21 protein-coding genes are annotated in these 20,353 nt (G+C 65.8%); 9 read left to right on the forward strand and 12 right to left on the reverse strand.

Translation table 11 applies throughout. The features are described 5' to 3' along the window. From VFZ97_03500 to VFZ97_03510, 3 genes are all read right to left on the reverse strand, one after another. Positions 1 to 307, reverse strand: a 307-nt coding sequence (locus VFZ97_03500) for a hypothetical protein (GenBank protein ID HEX6392480.1), incomplete at its 3' end; no start/stop codon positions are given. Between the two features lie 402 nt (positions 308 to 709). Beyond that, complete coding sequence (locus VFZ97_03505) at positions 710 to 3,034, reverse strand: hypothetical protein (GenBank protein ID HEX6392481.1); 2,325 nt, start codon at positions 3,032 to 3,034, stop codon at positions 710 to 712. Between the two features lie 85 nt (positions 3,035 to 3,119). Next, positions 3,120 to 4,079 (reverse strand): YafY family protein, encoded by a 960-nt coding sequence (locus VFZ97_03510; protein HEX6392482.1) that lies wholly within the window; start codon positions 4,077 to 4,079, stop codon positions 3,120 to 3,122. 63 nt (positions 4,080 to 4,142) lie between these two features. On the opposite strand from VFZ97_03510, the gene VFZ97_03515 reads away from it, so the two are divergent. Then, positions 4,143 to 5,687 (forward strand): MFS transporter, encoded by a 1,545-nt coding sequence (locus VFZ97_03515; protein ID HEX6392483.1) that lies wholly within the window; start codon positions 4,143 to 4,145, stop codon positions 5,685 to 5,687. Here VFZ97_03515 and VFZ97_03520 read toward each other — a convergent pair. The 5 genes from VFZ97_03520 to VFZ97_03540 are packed head-to-tail and all read right to left on the reverse strand — an operon-like array spanning position 5,625 to position 10,682. Further along, positions 5,625 to 6,275 (reverse strand): dethiobiotin synthase, encoded by a 651-nt coding sequence (locus VFZ97_03520; GenBank protein HEX6392484.1) that lies wholly within the window; start codon positions 6,273 to 6,275, stop codon positions 5,625 to 5,627. The genes VFZ97_03515 and VFZ97_03520 overlap by 63 nt on opposite strands. Further along, entirely contained in the window at positions 6,272 to 7,399 is a 1,128-nt protein-coding gene (locus tag VFZ97_03525; GenBank protein HEX6392485.1) for an 8-amino-7-oxononanoate synthase, read from the reverse strand. Before VFZ97_03525 ends, VFZ97_03520 begins: the two co-directional genes overlap by 4 nt. Then, on the reverse strand, positions 7,392 to 8,708 hold the full coding sequence (gene bioA, locus VFZ97_03530; GenBank protein ID HEX6392486.1) for an adenosylmethionine--8-amino-7-oxononanoate transaminase: 1,317 nt from the start codon (positions 8,706 to 8,708) through the stop codon (positions 7,392 to 7,394). The genes VFZ97_03525 and bioA overlap by 8 nt, the downstream gene beginning before the upstream one ends. A gap of 28 nt (positions 8,709 to 8,736) precedes the next feature. Then, the gene (locus tag VFZ97_03535; GenBank protein ID HEX6392487.1) at positions 8,737 to 9,540 is read right to left on the reverse strand and encodes a PIG-L family deacetylase; all 804 of its coding nucleotides are present in this window, start codon (positions 9,538 to 9,540) and stop codon (positions 8,737 to 8,739) included. Further along, positions 9,537 to 10,682 carry a glycosyltransferase family 4 protein gene (locus VFZ97_03540; GenBank protein HEX6392488.1) on the reverse strand — a complete coding sequence of 382 codons (1,146 nt, stop codon included), beginning with the start codon at positions 10,680 to 10,682 and terminating at the stop codon, positions 9,537 to 9,539. The genes VFZ97_03535 and VFZ97_03540 overlap by 4 nt, the downstream gene beginning before the upstream one ends. 97 nt (positions 10,683 to 10,779) lie before the next feature. Here VFZ97_03540 and VFZ97_03545 point away from each other — a divergent pair, with 97 nt between their 5' ends. Next, a complete protein-coding gene (locus VFZ97_03545) occupies positions 10,780 to 11,676 on the forward strand; it encodes a DMT family transporter (GenBank protein HEX6392489.1) in 897 nt (298 codons plus the stop codon). Here VFZ97_03545 and VFZ97_03550 read toward each other — a convergent pair. The 3 genes from VFZ97_03550 to VFZ97_03560 form a co-directional block, all read right to left on the reverse strand. Then, entirely contained in the window at positions 11,657 to 12,871 is a 1,215-nt protein-coding gene (locus tag VFZ97_03550; protein ID HEX6392490.1) for a cytochrome P450, read from the reverse strand. The two genes, VFZ97_03545 and VFZ97_03550, sit on opposite strands and share 20 nt — an antisense overlap. Then, complete coding sequence (locus VFZ97_03555) at positions 12,868 to 13,332, reverse strand: 2,4'-dihydroxyacetophenone dioxygenase family protein (GenBank protein HEX6392491.1); 465 nt, start codon at positions 13,330 to 13,332, stop codon at positions 12,868 to 12,870. The genes VFZ97_03550 and VFZ97_03555 overlap by 4 nt, the downstream gene beginning before the upstream one ends. Before the next feature lie 92 nt (positions 13,333 to 13,424). After that, on the reverse strand, positions 13,425 to 14,627 hold the full coding sequence (locus VFZ97_03560) for a CoA transferase (GenBank protein ID HEX6392492.1): 1,203 nt from the start codon (positions 14,625 to 14,627) through the stop codon (positions 13,425 to 13,427). Positions 14,628 to 14,681: 54 nt separating this feature from the next. Here VFZ97_03560 and VFZ97_03565 point away from each other — a divergent pair, with 54 nt between their 5' ends. The 4 genes from VFZ97_03565 to VFZ97_03580 all read left to right on the forward strand — a co-directional run bounded on the left by VFZ97_03565 (position 14,682) and on the right by VFZ97_03580 (position 17,552). Continuing rightward, positions 14,682 to 15,710 carry a potassium channel protein gene (locus VFZ97_03565; GenBank protein ID HEX6392493.1) on the forward strand — a complete coding sequence of 343 codons (1,029 nt, stop codon included), beginning with the start codon at positions 14,682 to 14,684 and terminating at the stop codon, positions 15,708 to 15,710. Between the two features lie 34 nt (positions 15,711 to 15,744). Further along, complete coding sequence (locus VFZ97_03570) at positions 15,745 to 16,518, forward strand: dienelactone hydrolase family protein (protein HEX6392494.1); 774 nt, start codon at positions 15,745 to 15,747, stop codon at positions 16,516 to 16,518. A 3-nt stretch (positions 16,519 to 16,521) separates the two neighbouring features. Continuing rightward, a complete protein-coding gene (locus VFZ97_03575) occupies positions 16,522 to 16,788 on the forward strand; it encodes a DUF6295 family protein (GenBank protein HEX6392495.1) in 267 nt (88 codons plus the stop codon). A 203-nt stretch (positions 16,789 to 16,991) separates the two neighbouring features. Next, positions 16,992 to 17,552: a hypothetical protein gene (locus tag VFZ97_03580; protein HEX6392496.1), complete on the forward strand. Its 561-nt coding sequence runs from the start codon at positions 16,992 to 16,994 to the stop codon at positions 17,550 to 17,552. A 60-nt stretch (positions 17,553 to 17,612) separates the two neighbouring features. On the opposite strand, the gene VFZ97_03585 is transcribed toward VFZ97_03580, so the two are convergent. Beyond that, a complete protein-coding gene (locus VFZ97_03585) occupies positions 17,613 to 17,930 on the reverse strand; it encodes a hypothetical protein (GenBank protein HEX6392497.1) in 318 nt (105 codons plus the stop codon). Positions 17,931 to 18,110: 180 nt separating this feature from the next. Between VFZ97_03585 and VFZ97_03590 the strand changes: the two genes are divergently transcribed. The 3 genes from VFZ97_03590 to VFZ97_03600 all read left to right on the forward strand — a co-directional run bounded on the left by VFZ97_03590 (position 18,111) and on the right by VFZ97_03600 (position 20,305). Next, a complete protein-coding gene (locus VFZ97_03590) occupies positions 18,111 to 19,109 on the forward strand; it encodes an RNA polymerase subunit sigma-70 (protein ID HEX6392498.1) in 999 nt (332 codons plus the stop codon). Positions 19,110 to 19,287: 178 nt separating this feature from the next. Next, positions 19,288 to 19,587, forward strand: coding sequence for a cyclic nucleotide-binding domain-containing protein (locus VFZ97_03595; GenBank protein HEX6392499.1), 300 nt, complete (start codon positions 19,288 to 19,290; stop codon positions 19,585 to 19,587). A gap of 265 nt (positions 19,588 to 19,852) precedes the next feature. After that, positions 19,853 to 20,305: a hypothetical protein gene (locus VFZ97_03600; protein ID HEX6392500.1), complete on the forward strand. Its 453-nt coding sequence runs from the start codon at positions 19,853 to 19,855 to the stop codon at positions 20,303 to 20,305. Positions 20,306 to 20,353: the final 48 nt, after the last annotated feature.

A 20,353-nucleotide genomic window follows, 5' to 3' on the forward strand; every position in this document is an offset into this window, starting at 1 on the left:
CGCATGGCACCGAACACGCGGGGAAGACGGTCCCGGCGGGGGCGACGATTGTGATAGTGCCGCCAATCGGGAGCGCTCCAGAAGCGCTCGTCGTGAAGGGGATCGTGTAGTTGGACGCCCCTCCCGCGACCGGATTACTGAGCGTCGGTTGCACTGGGGAGACACTTCCGCCGCCCGCGGCCTCTGCTGGGCTAGCCGCGATGATCGATATCAGAGCTGGCGCGACGAGACTTGTAGCGGCAAACGCCGCCGCGGCCCACCGCATACGGGCGTGCGCTGCTCGCCGCCGACCGAGCCACATATTCATTTAAGATCCTGCCTCCCGGGACTGCCCCTGCGATTGCTGCCAGGTAAGTTCGGTTTACTGGCGCATATTCCTTCGGAAAAGTTAGTGGCCTAAGCCGATGGTGTCCACAACCGAGTTACCGGATGAATCGGCTGTCTCGGAACTTCCGGAAAAATCAAGCCAGCCCAGGCGTCGGGTCGACGGAGTGATCCCGACCCGTTTCCGATCGCTTTCGTGGTACATCTCGCTTCTGCGGGACAGGCGCGACATGAACCCAGCAGGGCTTGTACCGCAGATGCGAGTTGTACCGCAGAAACGAGGGTTCAGCTCGGTACGGCGCAAATCGATTGAACGGCCGAGGAGGACGCCCAGCACCACGCCCACCATGAGGGGATCCCACGCAGTAGGCCGGCGCTTACGACCTCAAATCGACGGGGCCATCCCGACCATCGGGGCGTTCAGAGGCGTGCCTCCCATGGACCCGAAGAAGGGTGCGCCGAAGCTGAATATCCCGCCGTCCGAGGCCACCAGCCAGTAGCCGCCCGACGATGGGTCGACTGACATGCCGACGATCGGCTTGTTGAGCGGCTGCCCCCCGGTGGACCCGAAGAACACCGCCCCCGGGCCAAAGGTGAATATTCCACCATCCGAAGCCACCAGGTAGTAGCCGCCGTCGGGGGCGGTCGCCATCGCGACGATAGGAGCATTCAGCGGCAACCCGCCCGTCGAGCCGTAGAACGTCGTACCGGGACCGAACGTGAATATGCCGCCGTCCGACGCCACCAGGTAATAGCCCCCCTGCGGGGTCGCAGCCATGCCGACTATAGGAGCGTTCAGGCGGACGGCCCCCATCGAGCCCCAGAACGGAGCGTTGAAGGCGAACACACCGCCGTCAGACGCAACCAGCCAGTAGCCGCCGGTTTGGGGATCGACGGCCATTCCGACGATGGGGGCGTTGAGAGCCTGCGCGCCCGTCGACCCGTAGAACGCGGCGCCGGGACCGAAGTTGAAGATGCCTCCGTCAGACGCGACAAGGTAGTAACCACCGCCGTTTGCGTCTGCCATGCCGACGATCGGACGGTTCAGGTGGATGGCGCCCGTCGAGCCGTAGAAAGGCGCGCCGCCGAACGTGAAGATGCCTCCGTCAGACGCGACGGTCCGGTAGCCGCTCTGAACGTTGCTGAGGGTGATTGTCCCGCTGCTGACTCCTGGAACCAGGACGGCAACGTTGAAGACCCCGAGCGATCCGCTCGCCGTCAAGGTCGACGAAGTCGCGATCCCGTTGGAGTCGGTCGTGGCGACGCACCCGTATGCCGATGGATTCCCCGAGCCGCACGGCGCGAAGGTCGCGGTGGCGCCCGAGGAGGGTGCGCTGAACGTAACCGTCACGCCCGGAACCGGATTGCCGACACTGTCGGTCACCTGGACCTGGAGCGGCGAGTTGAACGGGACCGAAAGGGGGGCTTCCTGGTTGGCGCCGTTGACCGGCACGATCCTTCCCGGCGGACCAGTGAGGTTGGTCAGTTGGAAGTCGGTCGAAGCGTTCGGGTCCGATGCGATAACCGTGTACGGCCTACCGGAAGTCGAGTTGGCGGTGACGTCGGAGCTGACCGCGTTGCCCGAAGCATCGGTGTCGACCACGCATGCGTTCGGCGGCGAATTCGGATCCCCGCACGGACCGAATGTCGCGCCGGGACCGGAGGAGGGCGCCAGGAAGGTGATCGGGCTACCCACGACGGGGTTCAAGTAGACATCGAGGGCTTGAACCTTCAGGGGCTGAGCGAACTTCGAGCCGGCGAGCGCGCTCTGGTTGTTGCCGGACACGATGCTGAGGTTGTATGTCGGCCCGTGAATGTTGTCCAGGCTGAATTGCACACGGATGTTTCCGCTATTTCCAAACGAAGCGGTAACAAAGAAGGTTCCTGCCTTCTGACTCGCTATGGCAGTCGTAGCGGCATCGCCGGTCGAATCGGTGGGAACCGCGCACGGGTTCGCGTTGCAAGCCCCCAAGGAGACTGTCGCACCGGATGTCGGTGCCGTGAAGGTGACCGACTTGGCCGGGGTCGAGTTACCGAACGCGTCGGCTAGGTGGACTTCCAGGGGCGTCCTGTACTGCTGGGCCACCTGCTGGCTCTGGCCGGAGCCCTGTGCGATCGTCATCACCGATGGCGCCGCCGGCACGATCGAGTACTGACCCGTAGAAACCGGGGTCGTGTCGGCCGACGTGGACTCTTGGATCGTGTAGGCATCCGAAGCGTGAGTCGGGTTCCCCACCGAGTTGATCGTCACGGTGATGGTGCCGCTGACCGTGAATACCACCAGACTGTTGTTCAACTGGAGCGTTACCTGGTTTGGCGTGGCGCTTCCGTTGACCGAGCTTGTCGAAACAGACGTGACATTCTCGGTACCGTTACCGCTCGTCGCCTTGACCGAGTAGCCGGAACAGCTACCCGAGCAAGAGGCGGGCGTCGGGAACGTCGTTCCCGCTGGCGCTACAAAGGTGATGCTGGAGCTCCCAAGCGCGTCGCTTGAGCCGATCCCGAACGACACGGCGTAAGACCCGGATGTCGCTCCCGCGGCGTTGCTTCCGTTGATGACTACAGACCCCGGGGCTACCGACGTGCCGGCGGCCTCCGCCCTGCCCGCTCCAACGAGCGAGACAGATGCCGCGACCGTCGTCGCAGCTATCAGGGCCGGCACCCACCGCGTACGTGCGCGCTCGGCCCGCACTCCGAGCCAGCTGTTCATCTGTCCTGCCTCCCGGGACCGACCCCTTCAACTTCGCTGCCGGCGACTAGTTCGCCGCTGCCGACAGGTTCACCTCCCGGTCAGGTTAGCGGGGGCCCTGGTTGGCGTGCATGACCGATTTTGCGTGGCTGAGCAGTGCGTCCCGAAGCTCCGGGGGGTCCAGAACCGCGCACGCCGGGCTGAGCCCGGCAAGATACGCAACCATCCGTTCCAAGCTTGCGGCGCCCAGCTCGACGAGCGTCCCGCCCTCATCGCCCTCGAGCACCGCGAACGTCCGGGGCACCATCCGGGTCGCTTCCTCGACCGGCAACGGGATCCGGATCCTCGCCTGGAAGGGGTAACTCGCCATGCTGATCCCCTCGGTCACCATCGCGACCGGGTCCGGCGGGTCGACAACTTCGAATCGAGTGCCGACACATTCCGGCTCCCGCAAGCGGTCGAGCCTGAAGGTCCGCCAGTCCCGCCGGTCGATGTCCCTCGCAACGAGGTACCAGCGCCAGCCGCTGCGCACCAACCGGAGCGGCTCGACCAGCCGGTCGGACGGGCTTCCCTTCTTGTCGGTGTAAGAGAACCTGACCCTCTCCTGCGCGCTGCACGCGTTGGCCAGGATCACGAGGTGAGCAGCGTCGACCGTGGGTCTTTGTCCCGTCCACAGCATCGAAGTAGTGCTTTCGTGGATCGCCCGCACCCGGCGTGCCAGGTGGGCAGGGAGTATCTGGTCGAGTTTCGCCAGCGTGGATACCGCCGAGTCCTCCATTCCGGTCACGCTGCCGTCGACCGCGCTCCGCAGCCCGATCGCGACCGCGACAGCCTCGTCGTCGTTCAGCAGCAGCGGGGGTAGGCGACCCCCGCGCCCGAGCTGATACCCGCCGTACCGGCCGGGCACCGCTTCGACCGGGTATCCGAGCACCCTCAACCTGTCGACGTCCCGGCGCACAGTGCGCTCGGTAACTTCGAGGCGCTCGGCCAGCTCGGTGCCGCTCCAGGACGGGCGCGACTGCAGCAGCGACAGGAGCTCGAGCATTCGTCCTGGGGTGTCACCCATTGATCTAATGATTTCCCACAATGAGGACGGTTATTGTCCTCAATCACTCTTACGGTCGCCAGCATGACAGACATCCGGACCAGCGAGCCGCCGGCTCCCCCCACCGACCCGAGGCGCTGGAAGGCGCTCGGAGTCATAGCCCTCGTTCAGTTCATGCTCGTCCTGGATGTGACGGTCGTGAACGTCGCACTACCTCATATACAGAGTGACCTCGGATTCACCCGGGCGGGACTCGCCTGGGTGGTCGACGGGTACGTTTTGACTGCGGGCGGTCTGTTGTTGCTGGGCGGCCGCTTGGCCGATCTTCTCGGGCGGCGACGCATGTTCATGGTCGGCGTGATCGTGTTCGCCGCCGCGTCGGCACTGAGTGGCTCGTCGACGGACCCCGGCATGCTCGTGGCCAGCCGCTTCCTTCAGGGCGTCGGCGAGGCGATCGCATCCCCGGCGGCGTTCGGATTGGTAGCGCTGTTGTTCACTCAGCCGAAGGAGCGGGCACAGGCGATCGGCATATTCGGCGGCGTGGCGGGTCTCGGCGGCACGCTCGGGCCGGTGATCTCGGGACTTCTTATTGCAGCGAGTTCCTGGAGGTGGATCTTCTTCGTGAACGTGCCGGTGGCTCTCTTCGCCGTCCTCGCAGTGGCGCGCATGGTGGACGAGAGCCGTGCGGTTCGCGCACAGTTCGAAGGAAATCGTTCGAGGCCCGACATCGCCGGCGCGGTGGTGGGAACTGCGGGATTGTGCGGGATCGTTTACGGCTTCATCGCCGCAGGCAACCATCCGTGGGGTTCCGCCCAAGTAGTGGTTCCGCTGATCGCCGGCGCTGCAGCGCTCGCGCTTTTCGTGGGCCTCGAGCGGTTGGCTGCGGATCCGCTTATCCCCGCTCGATTCCTCCGCAACACGACCAGGGTCACCGCGAACATCGCCAACCTGATCTTTGCAAGCGTGTTCTTCACCATCTTCTTTCTGATGACGCTCTACTTCGAGGAGACGCTGCACTACTCGGCGCTTCGCACCGGGATCGCGTACCTACCTGTCGGTCTGTTCATAGGACTCGGGATAGCCATCTCGAGTTCGCTGGTCCCGAAGGTAGGAGTCAAGGCGCTGTTGGTTTCGGGAGCCGGGTTCTTCGCCACCGGCACATTGCTCCTGTCCAGGATCACCGTGCACGGCTCTTACTGGAGCGACGCGCTGCCCGGTCTCGCGGTGATGGCGCTCGGAGCGGGCCTCAGCTTCGCGGCCTTCGGCAACGCGTCGATGCACGAGGTGTCGGGCCAGGACGCCAGCCTCGCTGCTGGGGTGAACTCGACCGCTCAGTCGATCGGAGGGTCGATCGGGCTCGCCCTTCTGGCGACGCTGGCGCTGCGACACGCCAACCACGCCGCGGCGCGCGGGGTGCCGTTCATGGTCGCAGCGACCAACGGAGCCGTTCTGGCCTTCAAGGTCGGCGCTGCGGTCGCGCTAGGAGGCGCCCTTTTGGTCGCGCTGATCCGATTCGGAGGCGCTTCCGGCGAAACCCGCTCGGTCGCTGCGAATGATGCAGACGAACTATTCGCCGAGGTGGGCGCAGATCCGGGCGACGAGATCGTCCCGGTCGCAGCACACTCGTAGGCCGTCGACCTCGGAAAGCCAATCGCGATTTCTCGCGTGCAACTCGTGCCCCGCGTCGAACCTGTTCAGGTACACGACCAGGGGCAGGGGTTCCAGCGAGAGCGAGCTCATCCGGACAAGGTTGATAGTGCCCAGGCCGGCGTCGCTCACCAGCACGACCAGATCGGCACCGATCCCTTTCGCCAAGTCCGCGGTGTCACCGTCGATCGCGATGGGCGAGCCCACGCCGCCGGCGCCCTCGACGAGACCGACGTCGGCAGATGTCTCGGGCCAGCTGGCCGAGACCTCGTCGAGCAGCTCGCTCAGGGCTGGTGGCCTCATTCCAAGGCTTGCCGCCGCCATCGGCGGCGCCATCGGAGCCGGATACCAGCGGTGCTCGGGACACACTCGCGTCGGCGGCTCTCCGGAAGCTGCGCCCAGGAGCTCGGCGTCGGTCCCGCCTTCGGATGGATCGAATGACTGCGCTGGTTTGCGTGCTGCGACGGTGACGTTTCGTTCGCGAAGCATTTTGATCAGCTCTGCAGTCAGCCAGGTCTTGCCGACCTCGGTGCCGGTCCCTGTGACTACGACGACGGCGTGCGGCCTCATCGGAACTCGGTGAGCGCGTGGCAAAGGCGGGCAACGTCGGCGGGATCGTGCGCCGCGCTGAGCGACACCCGGAGGCGCGAAGTTCCCACCGGCACCGTCGGAGGACGGATCGCCGGCACGAGCAAACCCTGCGAGAGCAACCGCTCCGACGCTTCCAGGGCGGCCTCCTCCGATCCGACCACCAACGGAACGATCGGCGACGGGTTGTCAGGGCGCATTGTGTCGACGTGCTCCCGCAACCGCTTTCGCAACAGCGACCCTTCGTCGGAGCGACAGATCCTCAGCGCTTCCGAGGCCGCCGCCGCGCACGACGGCGCAAGGCCGGTGGTGAAGATGAACGACCTCGCCCGGTTGATCAGCAGCTCGATCCACTCACCCCGCGCCGCGATGTAGCCACCCATCGAACCGAGCGCCTTGGAAAGTGTCCCGATTCGCACGACCTCCGCGTCCGGGTCGGGCTCCTCGGTCGGGAACACCAGGTGAGCGTCGTCGAGCACAAGGAGCGCGCCGTGCCGCGCACACATCTCCGACAGAGGGCCGACCGGCGCGGCGTCGCCATCCATCGAGAAGACCGTGTCGCTCACAACCAAGGCCCTGCCCTCTGCAGAGGAGACCAGCCAGCCGGCTTGCTCGACGTCGCCGTGCCGGTAGACCGCGACGTCCGCTTTGGCGAGCCGAGCCCCGTCGATGAGAGAAGCATGATTCAGCTCGTCCGACACGATCCGCGCGCCCGCGCCAAAGGTTGTCATCGCAGCGAGGTTGGCTTGGTAACCGGTCGGGAAGACCAATGCCGCTTCCGCCCCTCTCCATTCCGCCAGCGCCCGCTCGAGCTCGTGGTGAAGCGGCCTGTCCCCGACGATTAGGCGCGACGATCCGCTCCCGCTTCCGTAACGCTCGAGCGCCCTCGCAGCAGCAGCGTTGACGTCGGGGTGTTGCGAAAGCCCGAGGTAGTCGTTGGAGGCGAACGAAACCACGGACCCAGAGCCATATTGAAGATCGAACCGTGGCCCTCCGCCCTCGAGAGGCCGCAGCTTGCGCCACCGGCCCGCTCGCCGGATCGCTTCTGTCTGCGATGCCACCCAATCATCCCAGCCCGCGTCGGCCTCGACTTCCCAGTCAGGCACAGACTTCTTCGATCGCGGCTTCGAGGGAGTCGACGATGCGGTTGATCTCGTCTGCAGTCGACGTGAGTATCGGCATCAGCACGACGACATCTCCAAGAGGTCGAAGCAGGACGCCCCTTTCGACCGCAGCCGCGCAAACGCGCCGGCCCCACCGAAGGCCTTCCTGTGGCGGTGCCAGCTCGACTCCTGCCATGAGCCCCCTCATGCGAACGGCGGCGACGTACTTCGAATCGCGAAGTGGGTGGAGACGCTTGGCGAGTTGCTCGGCGCGCGCGGAGACGTTGTCGAGAACATGCATCTCGTCGAAGAGACGTAGATGACGGAGCGCCACAGCCGCGGCGAGCGCGTTCCCGCTGAAGCTGTGCCCGTGGTAGAAGGTCGCGGGACCCAGGTCCTCACCGAGGAATGCGGCTGCGACGTTCGCCGACGCGACCGTTGCGCTCATCGGGAGGTAGCCGGCTGCCAATCCCTTGCCCAAGCACAGGATGTCGGGGCGAAGCCCGCACAGTTCGGACGCGAACATGCGTCCGGTCCGACCGAATCCGGTCGCCACCTCGTCGCAGATGAGCAGCACCCCGGCTTCCTGGCACGCCCGGCCGAAGCGGCCTACCTCGTCGGGCTCGGCGATGTACATGCCCGACGCGCCTTGGACGACCGGCTCGAGGATCGCCGCCGCCAAACTGCCCGCGTTCTCGTGCAGCGCATCGATGGCCGAGTCAACCCACCCGGCATGGTTGTATCCAGGCGTTCGGATGACCCGATCGAATCGCAGAGGGTCGAACAAGTCGGTCCCGAACCCGGAGTCGCCGACCGAGAGGGATCCGACCGTGTCGCCGTGATAGGCCTCTCCCAATGCGAGGTAGGTGCTGCGACTGCTGTCGCCGCGGTTCCACCAGTGCTGAAAAGCGATCTTCAGCGCCTGTTCCACGGATGCTGCACCGTCGGATGCGAAGAGGAACTTCGGATCTTCGACGGGAACGGCGCTCGCCAATGCCTCGGCAAGCTCGATGACGACGGTGCTGCCGTTGCCGAGCAGAGTCGAGTGCGCAACCCGGTCCAGCTGTTCGCGCACGGCGGCGTCGAGCTCCGGCACGCGGTGGCCCAAGGTGATCACCCACAGGCTCGATATGGCGTCGAGGTAGCGCCGGCCGTCCACGTCTATCAGCTCGCGGCCTTCGCCCCGCTCGGCGATAACGGGGCGGTTGTCGGCGTACGACGCCATCTGGGTAAACCCGTGCCACACCCGCCTGACGTCGCGCTCGACCCACTGTTCGGTCGCATCTGCCCGTTGTTTCTTCTCCGGGGGCATCCGAGTGAACCGTAACGCGGGAGACCGGCTACGAGCGAAGTGAAGCTAGGACGTCGTCGAGGGGCCGCCGCCCCCGGTGGCGCCCGACCTCTACGAACCACTCCCTGGCCATCACCACACGGAACACAGGCGCCGGCAGGGACAGAAGTAGCGAAGCGGTTCGCTTCCCGTCGCCGCCACTCGCCTGGCTGCGGTGGGCTTGCAAAGCCGCCCGCTTTTGGCTCAGGTACCTCCCGACGCCGACGCGATGCGTGATCCGCTCGCGGGGCGCATAGGCATGTTCGATCCGGTCCGCGCCGAAGCCCTCGGCTGAGACGCGCGCCAACCTTGCGAGAGCCAGAGCCTTCCGGAGCGCGTCGCGGTCGATCGTCGCTTGAAGCTCAATCGGTATCTCTGCCTCTCGAGCCGCGATCCTCCCGACCGTGTGAACCTGAACGTGATCGGGATGCCCATAGCCTCCGTTCTCGTCGTAGGTAACGAGAGCGTCGGCCTGCTCTTCGCGCAGAACCTCGGCGAGACGCGACGCCGGCTCTTCCGGGTCCAGGTTGGCGAACGCGGATTGGGACTTCGCGGCCATGCCGGAGTCCTGGTAACCGAGCTGGACCAGCCGGCTGCAGCCCAACACCGAGGCCGCCTTCATCAGCTCGCGCTCACGGACCTCGCCCAACGGCTTGCTTGCGGTCAGCTCTACGCCGGCAAGGCCGGCCTCCCCGGGTGTCGCGGTCACGAGAACCACCCGATTCCCTTCCGCAGCCAGCCGCGCCATCGTTCCCCCGGTGTAGAACACTTCGTCGTCGGGGTGGGCGTGAAAGAAGACGACGGTGAAGCTCACACCAGCTCGATCGGCGTCGCCAGGCGGCCAACCGAACAGGCCAACTCCCTGGCCCGGTCGTAGAGGCCTTCAGTTGCGTCGAGAACCCGGGACCAGTCGATGGACAGGGTGGTCGCGCCTGAGTTGTGTGCCATCTGGTGGCGAAGCTGGGGGGACAGGCACAGGTTGGTCATGCTCTCCACCATGGACGCATCGTCGCCGGCCAGGAATCCGTCGACCCCGTCGGTGATGAAGTCGGCCACCCCAGAACCCGAGTACGCCACGACAGGGAGGCCCGCACAACGCGCCTCGAGCGCGGCGATCCCGAACGACTCCAGAGTTGCGGGCGCCACGTAAATGTCGGCCTCGGCGTAGATATCGCGGATCTGAGTGTGCGAGGCAGTGCCCGGGAGGGCCACCCAGTCGTCCATCGCGTGGCGCGCGACGTACCGCTCCAGCTTCGGTCTAAGCGGACCGTCGCCGATGAGGACCGCATCCAGTCGGATGTCCTCGGGTAGCCGGGAGCGAACAGCCCGCAGCATCCGCAGCAGCGCGAGCGGCCGCTTTCGGACGGCCAATCGCCCGACGGTCGCGACGAGCACCCTCCTTCCGTCCGATCGGGCGCGCGGGACCCGCCAGGCCTCCGGATCGACGCCGTTAGGGAGCACCGTCACCGGCATTGACGGCCCCAGGATCTCCTGCAGCGGGCGGGCCGCCACTGTACTGACGGCCGACCAGGCGAGCGGCCAGCGGCCCCAACGGGCAACCACGTTCGCCCAGCGGAACAGGGGTGCGTAGCTGGCCATTAGGGAATGAACGGTCAATGCGGTCGGGATGCCCGCCCGTGAAGACGCCTCCGCGGTCAGGAACGCGAGCGGCGACAACGACGACGCGTGGACGTGCACGAGATCGAACCCACCTCTAAGGACGGCCCGCCGGCCTTGGAAGGTCTTGTCGTAGCGGACGCGGGTCGGCCGAAGGCCCGGGAGCTTGCGCGGCGCAATGACCCGGACACCGTCCGGTGCCCAATCCGCCCCTACCGCCGAGGTGACCACCGCCACGTCATGGCCCGCGCGCTGCTGGCGCACAGCCAGTTCGTGCACTTGGCGTTCGATCCCTCCGAGCCGGGGGAGGTAGCAGTCGCTGACGTGGGCGATTCTCATTGCCGACGCCGGCCGGTGTCGTTCATGTCGAAGGAAGTACCTTAGCGACCTCGGACGATGGCCTCAGGGCGCGCGACCCGGTAATCATGGGGGGTGGGTGTTGCATCAATGGTTGGTCGTCGTGCTCGGGTTGGGAGCTGCGCTGTCGTTCGCGCTGTCGAGCTCCTTGAAGCACGTGAGCGCGGGGCACCACCCTGACGCGCAGAGCATGGCCCCGGGCAAGCTCGCCCGCTTCGTGCAGGCCATGCTCTCTCATCCACTCTGGCTCGGGGGAGTCGGGGCTGACGTGGTCGGGCTCGGCCTTCAGATCACCGCTCTTCACCTCGGCGCTCTCGTCGTGGTCCAGCCGCTGCTCGTCAGCGGGCTGGTGTTCGCCCTCCTGCTCAGGAGGTTCTACGACCGTCACCACATCGGCCGGCGGGAAGTGGGCTGGGCGCTGGTTCTGACCGCCGCTCTCGCAGGTTTTGTAATCCTGGCGACGACCGGTCACAACGCGGCCCCCCACGAGAGGGCGGACCATCTTCCTGCGGTGGTCGTCGGGATCTGCGGCGCGCTTCTCGCCGGCGCGTGCGTCGAGCTTGGCCGCCGGGAGAAGAACGAGGGACGCTCGGCCGCACTGCTGGGAATCTCTGTCGGGATCATCTATGCGGCCACAGCAGCGTTGCTGAAGGGGGTCAGCGATGTGGCGCTAAAGGGTCCGGTCGCCCTGTTCTCGAGCTGGCAGCTGTACACCGTGCTGGTGATAGGCGCTACAGGCCTGCTGCTCAACCAGCTGGCTTTCCAGGCTGGCCCGCTGACCGCCAGCCTGCCGGCCACCGCGACCGTCGACCCTCTGTTGAGCATCGTGGTCGGGGTGGTCGTCTACGACGAACACGTCAGGCGTGGCGCAGGCGGGGGTGTCGCGCTGGCCCTCCTGGTGGTCCTCCTGGGTATCGCGGTAATTCAGCTGGCCCGGAACCCCGAGTACGCGGCCGCTATGCAAAGAGACGAATAGGCAGACGTTTCAGTCCATTGTTGAGGTTCGAGCGGATCCTTCGAGGTTCGCCGGCAAGTTCGATGACGGCAAACGCCTCTAGCAGCTCCTCGAAGAAGATCCTGCCCTCGAGGCGGGCGAGATGCACCCCCAGGCAGAAGTGCTGCGCGATCCCGAACGACAGGTGAGGGTTCGGGCGGCGCCGGATGTCGAACCGGTGCGGATCGGCGAACACGTCCTCGTCACGGTTCGCCGACGTGTACCACATCGCCACTTTGTCACCCTCGCGAATCGGGACGCCGCGGATCTGCGTATCGGCGGTCGCAGTCCGCCGGAAGTAATGGAGCGGGTTCGCCCAGCGAAGCACCTCCTCGACCGCCCCCGGCAACAGCGTCCGATCGGCGCGCAATTCCGCCATCTGGTCGGGGTGTTGCAAGAACGCCAGCAGGCCCGACGACAGCATCGTCTTGGTTGTGTCGTTGCCGGCGACGACCAGCTGCACGAAGAAGCTCCCGAACTCGATCTCCGACATCGGGCCATCGCCGAAGTTGCCGGCGAGGATCAGCGAGGCAAGGTCCTCTCGGGGTGGCTCGCTGCGACGCTTCTGGGCGAAGGCGATCGCGTACATGGCCATTTCGACCATGCCTTCCTCGGTGTAGGACTCCGCACCCGCCAGATCGGGGTCCTGGCTGCTCGTGGCCTGCTCGGCCCATGTCCGTATTTGGGCCCAGTCCTCCTTCGGGATGCCTACCAGCTCTCCGACGACCTGGCTCGGGAGCATGCCGGCGACCTCGTGGCAGAACTCGACGTCCTTCTTGTCTGCCGCCTCGGCCATTACCTCCTTGCAGATCGCGCGCACCCGGTCTTCCAGGCCGGCGATGACCTTCGCCTTGAAGCTGTCGGCGAGAGGCTTGCGGTAGGCGGTGTGGCGCGGAGGGTCCATCATCAGGAGCATGTTGCGGCTGCGTTCGAGTTGCGCCGGCGGCGGGTTCTCGAGAATGACCCCCTCGCGCTCGGCCGAAAACAACTCGGGATGCCGCGCGACGTGCGCCACATCCGCATGCTTGAGCACCGCCCAGTACCCGGGCTCGCCGGGCATGTCCTGCCAGTGCACCGGATCGCTCCGGCGCAACTCCTCGAAGATCTGGTGGATGGGACCGTCGACGTAGAGGTCGGGGTCGTAGATGTCGCCGCCGTAGATGGGACGGGTCTTCAACCCACGATCACCGGGGGACGCCCGAGGCCCTGCTCCTCGCAGAGCGCCAGATAGAACGCCAGGGTTCCCGCTCCGTCGGTGACCGACTCGACGTTTCCGTCGGCGTCGAGGTTCAGGTTCATCCCGTACATTTGGAACCACACGCGTGTGCCGTCCTCGATGCACTGCAAGGTGTGAACCGAGTTGGCGGGCTCGTACAGGAACGAGTCCGCTCGGTTCACGTACTCGTACTCCTTGTACTTCCAAGCTCCGGACTTGGTGTACCCCCACACCGGTCCCGTGTGCCGGTGGGTCATCACCTCGAACCCGGCTTGAAAGATGTTCTCGACGATCCAGAGGCTCTCCTTTTCGTGCACTTGAAGCACGCGGAGCATGTTTCCGCCGCCCATGTCGACGAAAGGAATCTCGGATTCACCGAGGTGTACCGCCGTCGGTGCTGGTGCGGTCAACGGCTGGGTCATTGTCGGTCCTCCCCTGCCAGCGCGATGTTCGTCCCGAGGGACAACCAACCCTAGGGGCAATGGAATCGTAACCACGCGTCTCCGACTCAGGCCTATGTGGCGTTCTGCTCAGCGAGATGGGCGATCTCCTCCCAGGAGTAACCCAGCTCGAGAAGCACCTCCTCGGTGTGCTGGCCCAGCTCTGGCGTTGTAGCGGACGCCCTGGCCGGAGTTGCGGAGAACCTCACCGGCGAGCCGGGGACGGTTATCTCCTCGCCGCTCGACGACGCCACGCTTCGTAGGTAGCCGTTCTCCCAAGCGCCCGGTTCGGCGAGCACCTCGGCGTGATCGCGAACCGGCGCAAACCGGAGCCCGGCCTCTCCGAGCACCTTGCACCACTCTTGCGTCGAGCGGGTGGCGAATGCCTCGGCGAGAATGGGGAAAAGTCGGGCCTTGACGTCCTCGTCGTATAGGAGCTGAGGAAAAAGGTCGACCAACTCCGGTTTGCCGATCACCTCGTAGAAACGGTTGCGCGCCGGTCCGACCACACCTACAACCGCAAGCCAGCCATCAAGGGTCCGGAAGATCCCGTAGATACCAGGGATCAACGGGTTCCCACCGTTCGCCGGCCCGGCCGGCGCGCCCGTGAGGATGCAAGCGGTCAGCTCGCTCGCCTGGGCCCATATCTGCCCCCCGAGCAGCGAAACATCCACCCTTTGTCCGACTCCGGTCCGATGCCGTGCCATCAAGGCGGCGAGGATTCCGGCAACCATGTTCTGGCAGGCGATGTGATCGGCGATCGCCGCCCCGACCGGCGTCGGAGGGCCGCCGCGCCATCCGGTGGTGCTGATCAGACCCCCCGACGCCTGCCCACTCAGGTCGGCGCCCTCGCGATTGGCGTCCGGCCCGACCGGCCCGAACGACGAGCCAGTGGCGAATATCAACCTCGAATTCCTCTCGGCCAGATCTTCGTAGCCAAGGCCCCAGCTCTCCATCGTCCCCGACTTGAAGTTGGTTATCACCACGTCAGCTTCGGCGGCCAGCCGCAGGAAGACCTCGCGCCCCGCCGGGATCCGCATGTCGATGGTGACGCTGCGTTTTCCCCGGTTGCATGCGGTGAAATAGGCGCTGCGACCGTCGCCGGGGGCGACCGGCAGCCAACGGGCCTGATCGCCGAAGCCGGGAAGCTCCACTTTGATGACGTCGGCACCCCAGTCGTACAGGGTCGCCGCCGCCTGCGGCCCCTGGACGAGTAATCCGGCGTCGATGACTCTGATTCCTTGGAGCGGGCCTGCGGGCGCATCGGGCGGTTGCACCGCCGGAGCATACTTTTCAAGCCCGGACACTGGTCCGGATGCCAGCATGTGGGCGTGAGGACACCGATACTGCGCCGGCGGATAGTTTTCGCTCTGCTGGCGCTGGTGCTGGTTCTCGGCGGAGGAACCCTCGGATACACGGTCATCGGCTTGAGCCCACTCGACGCGCTCTACCAGACCGTGACAACGGTAAGCACCGTTGGCTTCCGGGAGCTGTTCCCGACGAGCGCGTCGGCGAAGGTGTTCACCATCGTGCTGATCCTTACCGGGGTCGGCACCGTGCTTTACGCGTTTGGTGTCGTGTTGGAGGCCGTCATCGAAGGAGACCTGTTCAATGTGTGGGGGAAGCGTCGGATGGAACGCACGATCAACCAGCTGAAGAACCACATCATCGTTTGCGGGTTCGGGCGGGTCGGCCGCGCGGTCGCCACAAACCTGGCTGCATCGCGCGAGGACTTCGTCATTGTCGACCAGGACGGAGAGCGTTTCGCCGACGTCGATTACCTCACCGTTGTCGGAGACGCAACAGACGACGAGGTTCTTCGCCGCGCCGGCATCGAAAGAGCGCGCGCTTTGGTCGCCGCCACAAGCACCGACACCACCAACGTCTACCTGACTCTCAGCGGCCGAGCTCTGAAGCCGGACCTTTTCATCGTCGGCCGGGCGCGGATAGGCGACTCGGAGTCCAAGCTTCTGCGCGCGGGTGCCAACCGGGTGATCAACCCGCAAGCCATCGGCGGTTCACGGATCGCCGCCCTCCTCACGCAACCGGTTGTCGCCGAGTTCCTGGACGTCGTCACCCACGAGGCCCAGATGGAGTTCCGCCTCGCTGAAGTTCCGGTCCCCGCGATGTGCCCACTCGCTGATCAGTCGCTTCGCGAGACCCGCCTTCGGGAACGCACCGGGGCGCTCGTGCTGGCGCTACGAGATGCGGACGGCCAGTTCACCACGAACCCCGGTCCCGAGACCGTCGTATCCGGTGGAGACGTCTTGATCGTGATCGGCACGAGCAACCAGATCGACGACCTGGTCGCGTTGGCCGCGCACACCGACGGCGCGGCCAGGGCCCCGCGAGCAGAATGATCGGGTCCGATTACTGAGACACCGGGAGGTTCGGATGTGGAACTCCTTCAACACTGACGCTGACCTGGGCATCACCGCCGAGATCACCAAGTACAAGGGAGGCGGCGGAGACCAGATCCATGCCTACGTCGTCCGGCCGAAGGGCAAGGGCCCGTTCCCAGGGGTTGTCGTCGTGCATCACATGCCGGGATGGGACGAGTTCTACCAGGAGTTCAGCGAACGACTGGGCCGTCACGGTTACCTGGTGATCTGCCCGAACCTCTACGACCGGGCCGGCCAAGGCCTGCCCGACGACGTGGCGGCGAAGGTCCGGGCAGAAGGCGGTGTGCACGACGAGAGCGTCGTAGCTGATTGCGGCGCGGCACTCGAATGGCTGCGCGCCGACCCGGCGTGCACCGGGCGCGTCGGAATCATCGGGTCCTGCTCCGGCGGGCGCCACAGCGTTCTGGCCGCATCGCTCGTCGATGGGTTCTCGGCAGTCGTAGACCTCTGGGGTGGCCAAGTCATCATGACGCCCGACCAACTGTCACCAGCCCGACCGGTCGCTCCGATCGATTACACCGAGAGGCTTTCAACCCCGCTGCTCGGCCTGTTCGGCAACGACGACCAGTTCCCGACCCCGGAACAGGTCGACATCCACGAGGCCGAATTGAAAAAGCACGGCAAGCAGTACGAGTTCCACCGCTACGACGGCGCCGGCCACGGTTTCTTCTACTACCACACCCCCGCTTACCGCCCTCAGCAGGCGATGGACGGCTGGTCCAAGGTGTTCGAGTTCTTCGCTCGCGAGCTCGACAACAAGGCCTGAACCGTGTGCACCACGATTTCTCATTCGGTTGCGGTGCGCGGCTCAGGCCGTGGTGGATCGGGATGGTTCCCGCTGACCGAGGCGACGGTGGGATTCGATCACGCCACCCACAGTCCTGCCGAACACGCGCTGCTGCTCGACTTCACCAACTATGACATCGGGACGGGTGCGCGCGTAGCGGTGGAGATCGACCTCGCTTCCGGCAGGGCGCTCGTCGAGAAGCTCCAAGCGGCAATCGCGGCGGCGGAGGCGACCGGTCTTCCCGACTGATCGGAGAGCATTGACCTGACCGGGCCATAGTCATGGCCCGCGTGGGGCTTTAGCACAAGCCCTGAACTCCTACGCGGATTTCCTGATTCGCGCACGAATTCGCGCACTTCTCTTCGGCTTTTGCCGTGGTTGCGGCACGCCCGGAAGATCGCGCTTGAACGTGCCGATGGGTTGTCATGCGCAACCGTGGTCTACTTCTCCGCTTGGCCACAACTTCACTGTTGGCTTTCGGCCTGGTTGGCATGTCCAATCCGGCACTGGGCAGCCCCGCAGCCGGCAACTCGACCATCGCGGGCGCCTCGGCCTACGCGGCACTGGTCGAAGGCACGCTCGGTCAGGCACCGTCGCTCGCCGCGACGGGAACGTCACTGCTCCCCACCGTCGCCCAGCTCACGCCTCCTCCCCCTCCTCCGCCGCCGCCCCCGGCACCGGCACCGGCCGCGCCGGCTCCCGCACAGGTCGTCGCGACGACCCACCCCGCAGCTAGCGCACCGCCGGCACCAGCGCAGCCGTCCGGCTACGGCTGCGCCGCTGCTCTTGCGTACCTGACTGCTCACTCCGCCCCGGGCTTCCGGTTCGAGTGCCCCGGATACGCACTGGGACATCAGGCGATGACCTGCCTGAACGAGCCGGGGGTGTGCCCCGGCTACGGGCTCATCGCCATCAACATCCCGTGCGCCGCCGCCTACATGAACGAAGCCCACAACTCCTGGGTCGTCCTCGGCGAGGCCAGCGGCATCGACCCGTACGGTTACTGCCACTGAGCATTACGTAGTCGTCGCGGCCGGTCGGTGACCGGTCACTTCAGTTCGTCTCTCGGCCGGTCAGCCGGCCAGCCGGTTGGTGGCGGCCGGGACTTCGCTCAGGAGACCGACTTCGACGCCACCGCCGCGGCCCACCTGAGGGCAGCCCTTGGCGATCGTCAGGGCGGTCTCGATGTCCTCGGCGCTGATGATGGAATAGCCGCCGAGTTCGGTCGTCTCGGTCGAGCATTCGCCAACCGAGCGTCCCTCGAAGACTGGCTTGCCAAGCTCGACCAGGTGGTCTCCCATGCTGTCGAACCAGTTGATCCAGCCGGCGGCCGTCTCCTCCGACGGCTTGTAGCCCTTAGGGCTGCGGTACGCGAAAACAAACTGCGGCATCTCTTTCCTCCGGTTTCGTGTCGGCTCGGAACGCCGACGTTGTTGTCACCGAGGTAGACACCCGGATTTTCCGAAAGTGGGCGCCGACACACCGCCCAGTTCGCGGTCGCGGTGGTGTCAGTACGCGCGGAGGAATGCGCATGTTCGGCCACGCCCCTCAGGTGATAGGAAGGTGGAAAGGTGGAAGCAGAGCTGATCGAGCTGGCACGCACCGGGGACCAGACAGCGTTCGAGCAACTGGTCGACCCCTATCGCAGGGAGCTGCTCCTGCACTGCTACCGGATATTCGGGTCGCTGGCCGACGCGGAGGACGCGCTACAGGAGACGATGCTCGCCGCATGGCGCGGCTTGACCGGGTTCGAGGGCCGATCGTCGATCCGGACCTGGCTGTACCGCATAGCTACGACGCGCTCGCTGAACATGCTCCGATCGGCGAGCCGGCGCCCACCGATGACCCTGGCGCTTGACGTGGAGCCCCCCGAGCCGACCCGGCTCGGGGAGGTCGTGTGGCTCGAGCCGTTCCCGGATGTCCTGCTGGAGGCCGTCGCCGACCGCGGACCTGGTCCCGAAGCCCGAATCGAAAGAAGAGAAGCGATATCGCTCGCCTTCGTCACCGCGCTCCAGCTGTTGCCGCCGCGACAACGCGCGGTCGTCATCCTGCGCGACGTTCTGGACTTCTCCGCGAAGGAAGTCGCGACCATGCTCGAAACCACCGAGGAATCGGTGACCAGCGCGCTGAAACGCGCCAGGAGCAGCTTGGGCAAGGACCTTCCCGAATCCCAGAGTCCTCCTCCGCCACACTCACCGGAGGAAGAGGAACTGCTCGGACGGTTGGTGCGATGCTTCGAGAACAGCGACGTCGACGGCATCGTGGCCTTGCTCACCGATGACGCCTGGGTGCGGATGCCGCCGGTTCCGTTCGAGTACCAGGGGCGGGAACTCGCCGGCCGGTTCTTCGCCAAGGTCGCCTTCAGGGATGGCCGCCGTTACCGCATGATCCCAACCCGCGCCAACGGGCAGCCGGCATTCGCCGTCTATCTGCGTGACCCGGTGACCGACCTCTGCCACGCCTTCGGGCTGCTCGTCGTCACCCTCGCCGGCGATCGGGTCAGCGCCATTACGCGGTTCGACAACGCGGTCATGTCACGCTTCGGCCTCCCGAGGACCCTCAGCGACTGAGAGCGGCCAAGGTAGCCTCGAGGGAGGGCTGCATTTCATCTGAGCGTTACCTTCCGTTCACCGTATGGAGCCGCTTCAGGAGCCATTCTTTAGGCAGCGCTTAGGGTGCGCTGGATGAGAGAGAGGGGGCGGGATGAGGGTCGAAGGCGTATTCCGCGACGCTAAGGAGACGAAGACGGTGCCCGCAGGGACCGTCATCTTCAAGGAAGGCGAAACCGGCAACGAGATGTACGGCATCGTGGAGGGCGAGGTGGAACTCGCCTCGCCCGAGGGCATCGTCGCCAAGCTCGGGCGTGACGAAGTCTTCGGCGAGATGGCCATCATCGACCACAACACCCGGATGGCCACCGCCACCGCTACGACCGACACGACCCTGGCCGTCATAGACCGCCAGCGGTTCCTCTGGCTGATCCACGAAACCCCCACCTTTGCCCTTCAGGTGATGCACGCGATGGCCGAGCGCCTCCGCCACCACTAGGGCTCGAGCCGACGTCGGTGGGCCCGAGGCCCGACGGGGGCATCGCCATTCTGGGCGGCGCCCCGGGCGTTTGGGCGTGAAAAAGAGCTTCGGGCGGCCTGTTTTGACACCCGAACGCGAAAGTTACGCCCAGAAGAGAGCGGGGTGGCCGGCGGCGTCGTCGGCAGACCGTTCCAAACGCCCAAACGGGTCACCGTGTCCGCCGCGCTCAATCCCGGCATCTCGGCTACCGAGATACAACCGGAACAAAGCGAAAGGAATCCGGGTGGCGTCCTCAGAAGAATGGTCGGCAGATTGGCTGCTCGCGTCCTGGGCCAGGATCGTCGAGATCCTCAGCCTGGACTACACCGACTTCGGTCTGGGTGTCACGCTCAACGTCGGCGGCTCCACGTATTCGGGCGTCCTGGTCAGTGGCCGCAAGTGGGTCAGTGAGATGGCAGGGGTCCTGCAGTCGAAGAGCATGGACCCCCGCATAGCCCGGGTTCTCGCCCAGAGCTTCGACGAGGTGCGCCAGCACTACGACGACCCCGCGTTCCTCGAACAGCCGCAGCAGTTCCTGCACCTCCTGTACGCGTCGACGGTCGATCCCCAAGGCGAGCGGACCGGCGAGGGTCTCCCTATGAGGATCCGCCTCGACTCCGTGGCGGCCTGGGCGGTCGCGGGATGGGCTGTGGGCACCACCACCTGGGCCTCACCCGAGCCGAGCCCCGCCTTCTAGGCGACCGGTAGCGGCCGACCGACTATTAGTCTGACCGGCCCCTCCCAA

The sequence above is a fragment of the Acidimicrobiales bacterium genome, from assembly GCA_036378675.1.
Classification (GTDB): Bacteria; Actinomycetota; Acidimicrobiia; order Acidimicrobiales; family Palsa-688; genus DASUWA01.

Excerpts from the sequence above, each read along its gene's own strand:
- VFZ97_03505 (HEX6392481.1), bottom strand. The coding sequence starts at position 3,034 with ATGAACAGCTGGCTCGGAGTGCGGGCCGAGCGCGCACGTACGCGGTGG.
- VFZ97_03510 (HEX6392482.1), bottom strand. The coding sequence starts at position 4,079 with ATGGGTGACACCCCAGGACGAATGCTCGAGCTCCTGTCGCTGCTGCAG.
- VFZ97_03515 (HEX6392483.1), top strand. The coding sequence starts at position 4,143 with ATGACAGACATCCGGACCAGCGAGCCGCCGGCTCCCCCCACCGACCCG.
- VFZ97_03520 (HEX6392484.1), bottom strand. The coding sequence starts at position 6,275 with ATGAGGCCGCACGCCGTCGTCGTAGTCACAGGGACCGGCACCGAGGTC.
- bioA (HEX6392486.1), bottom strand. The coding sequence starts at position 8,708 with ATGCCCCCGGAGAAGAAACAACGGGCAGATGCGACCGAACAGTGGGTC.
- VFZ97_03540 (HEX6392488.1), bottom strand. The coding sequence starts at position 10,682 with ATGAGAATCGCCCACGTCAGCGACTGCTACCTCCCCCGGCTCGGAGGG.
- VFZ97_03555 (HEX6392491.1), bottom strand. The coding sequence starts at position 13,332 with ATGACCCAGCCGTTGACCGCACCAGCACCGACGGCGGTACACCTCGGT.
- VFZ97_03570 (HEX6392494.1), top strand. The coding sequence starts at position 15,745 with ATGTGGAACTCCTTCAACACTGACGCTGACCTGGGCATCACCGCCGAG.
- VFZ97_03585 (HEX6392497.1), bottom strand. The coding sequence starts at position 17,930 with ATGCCGCAGTTTGTTTTCGCGTACCGCAGCCCTAAGGGCTACAAGCCG.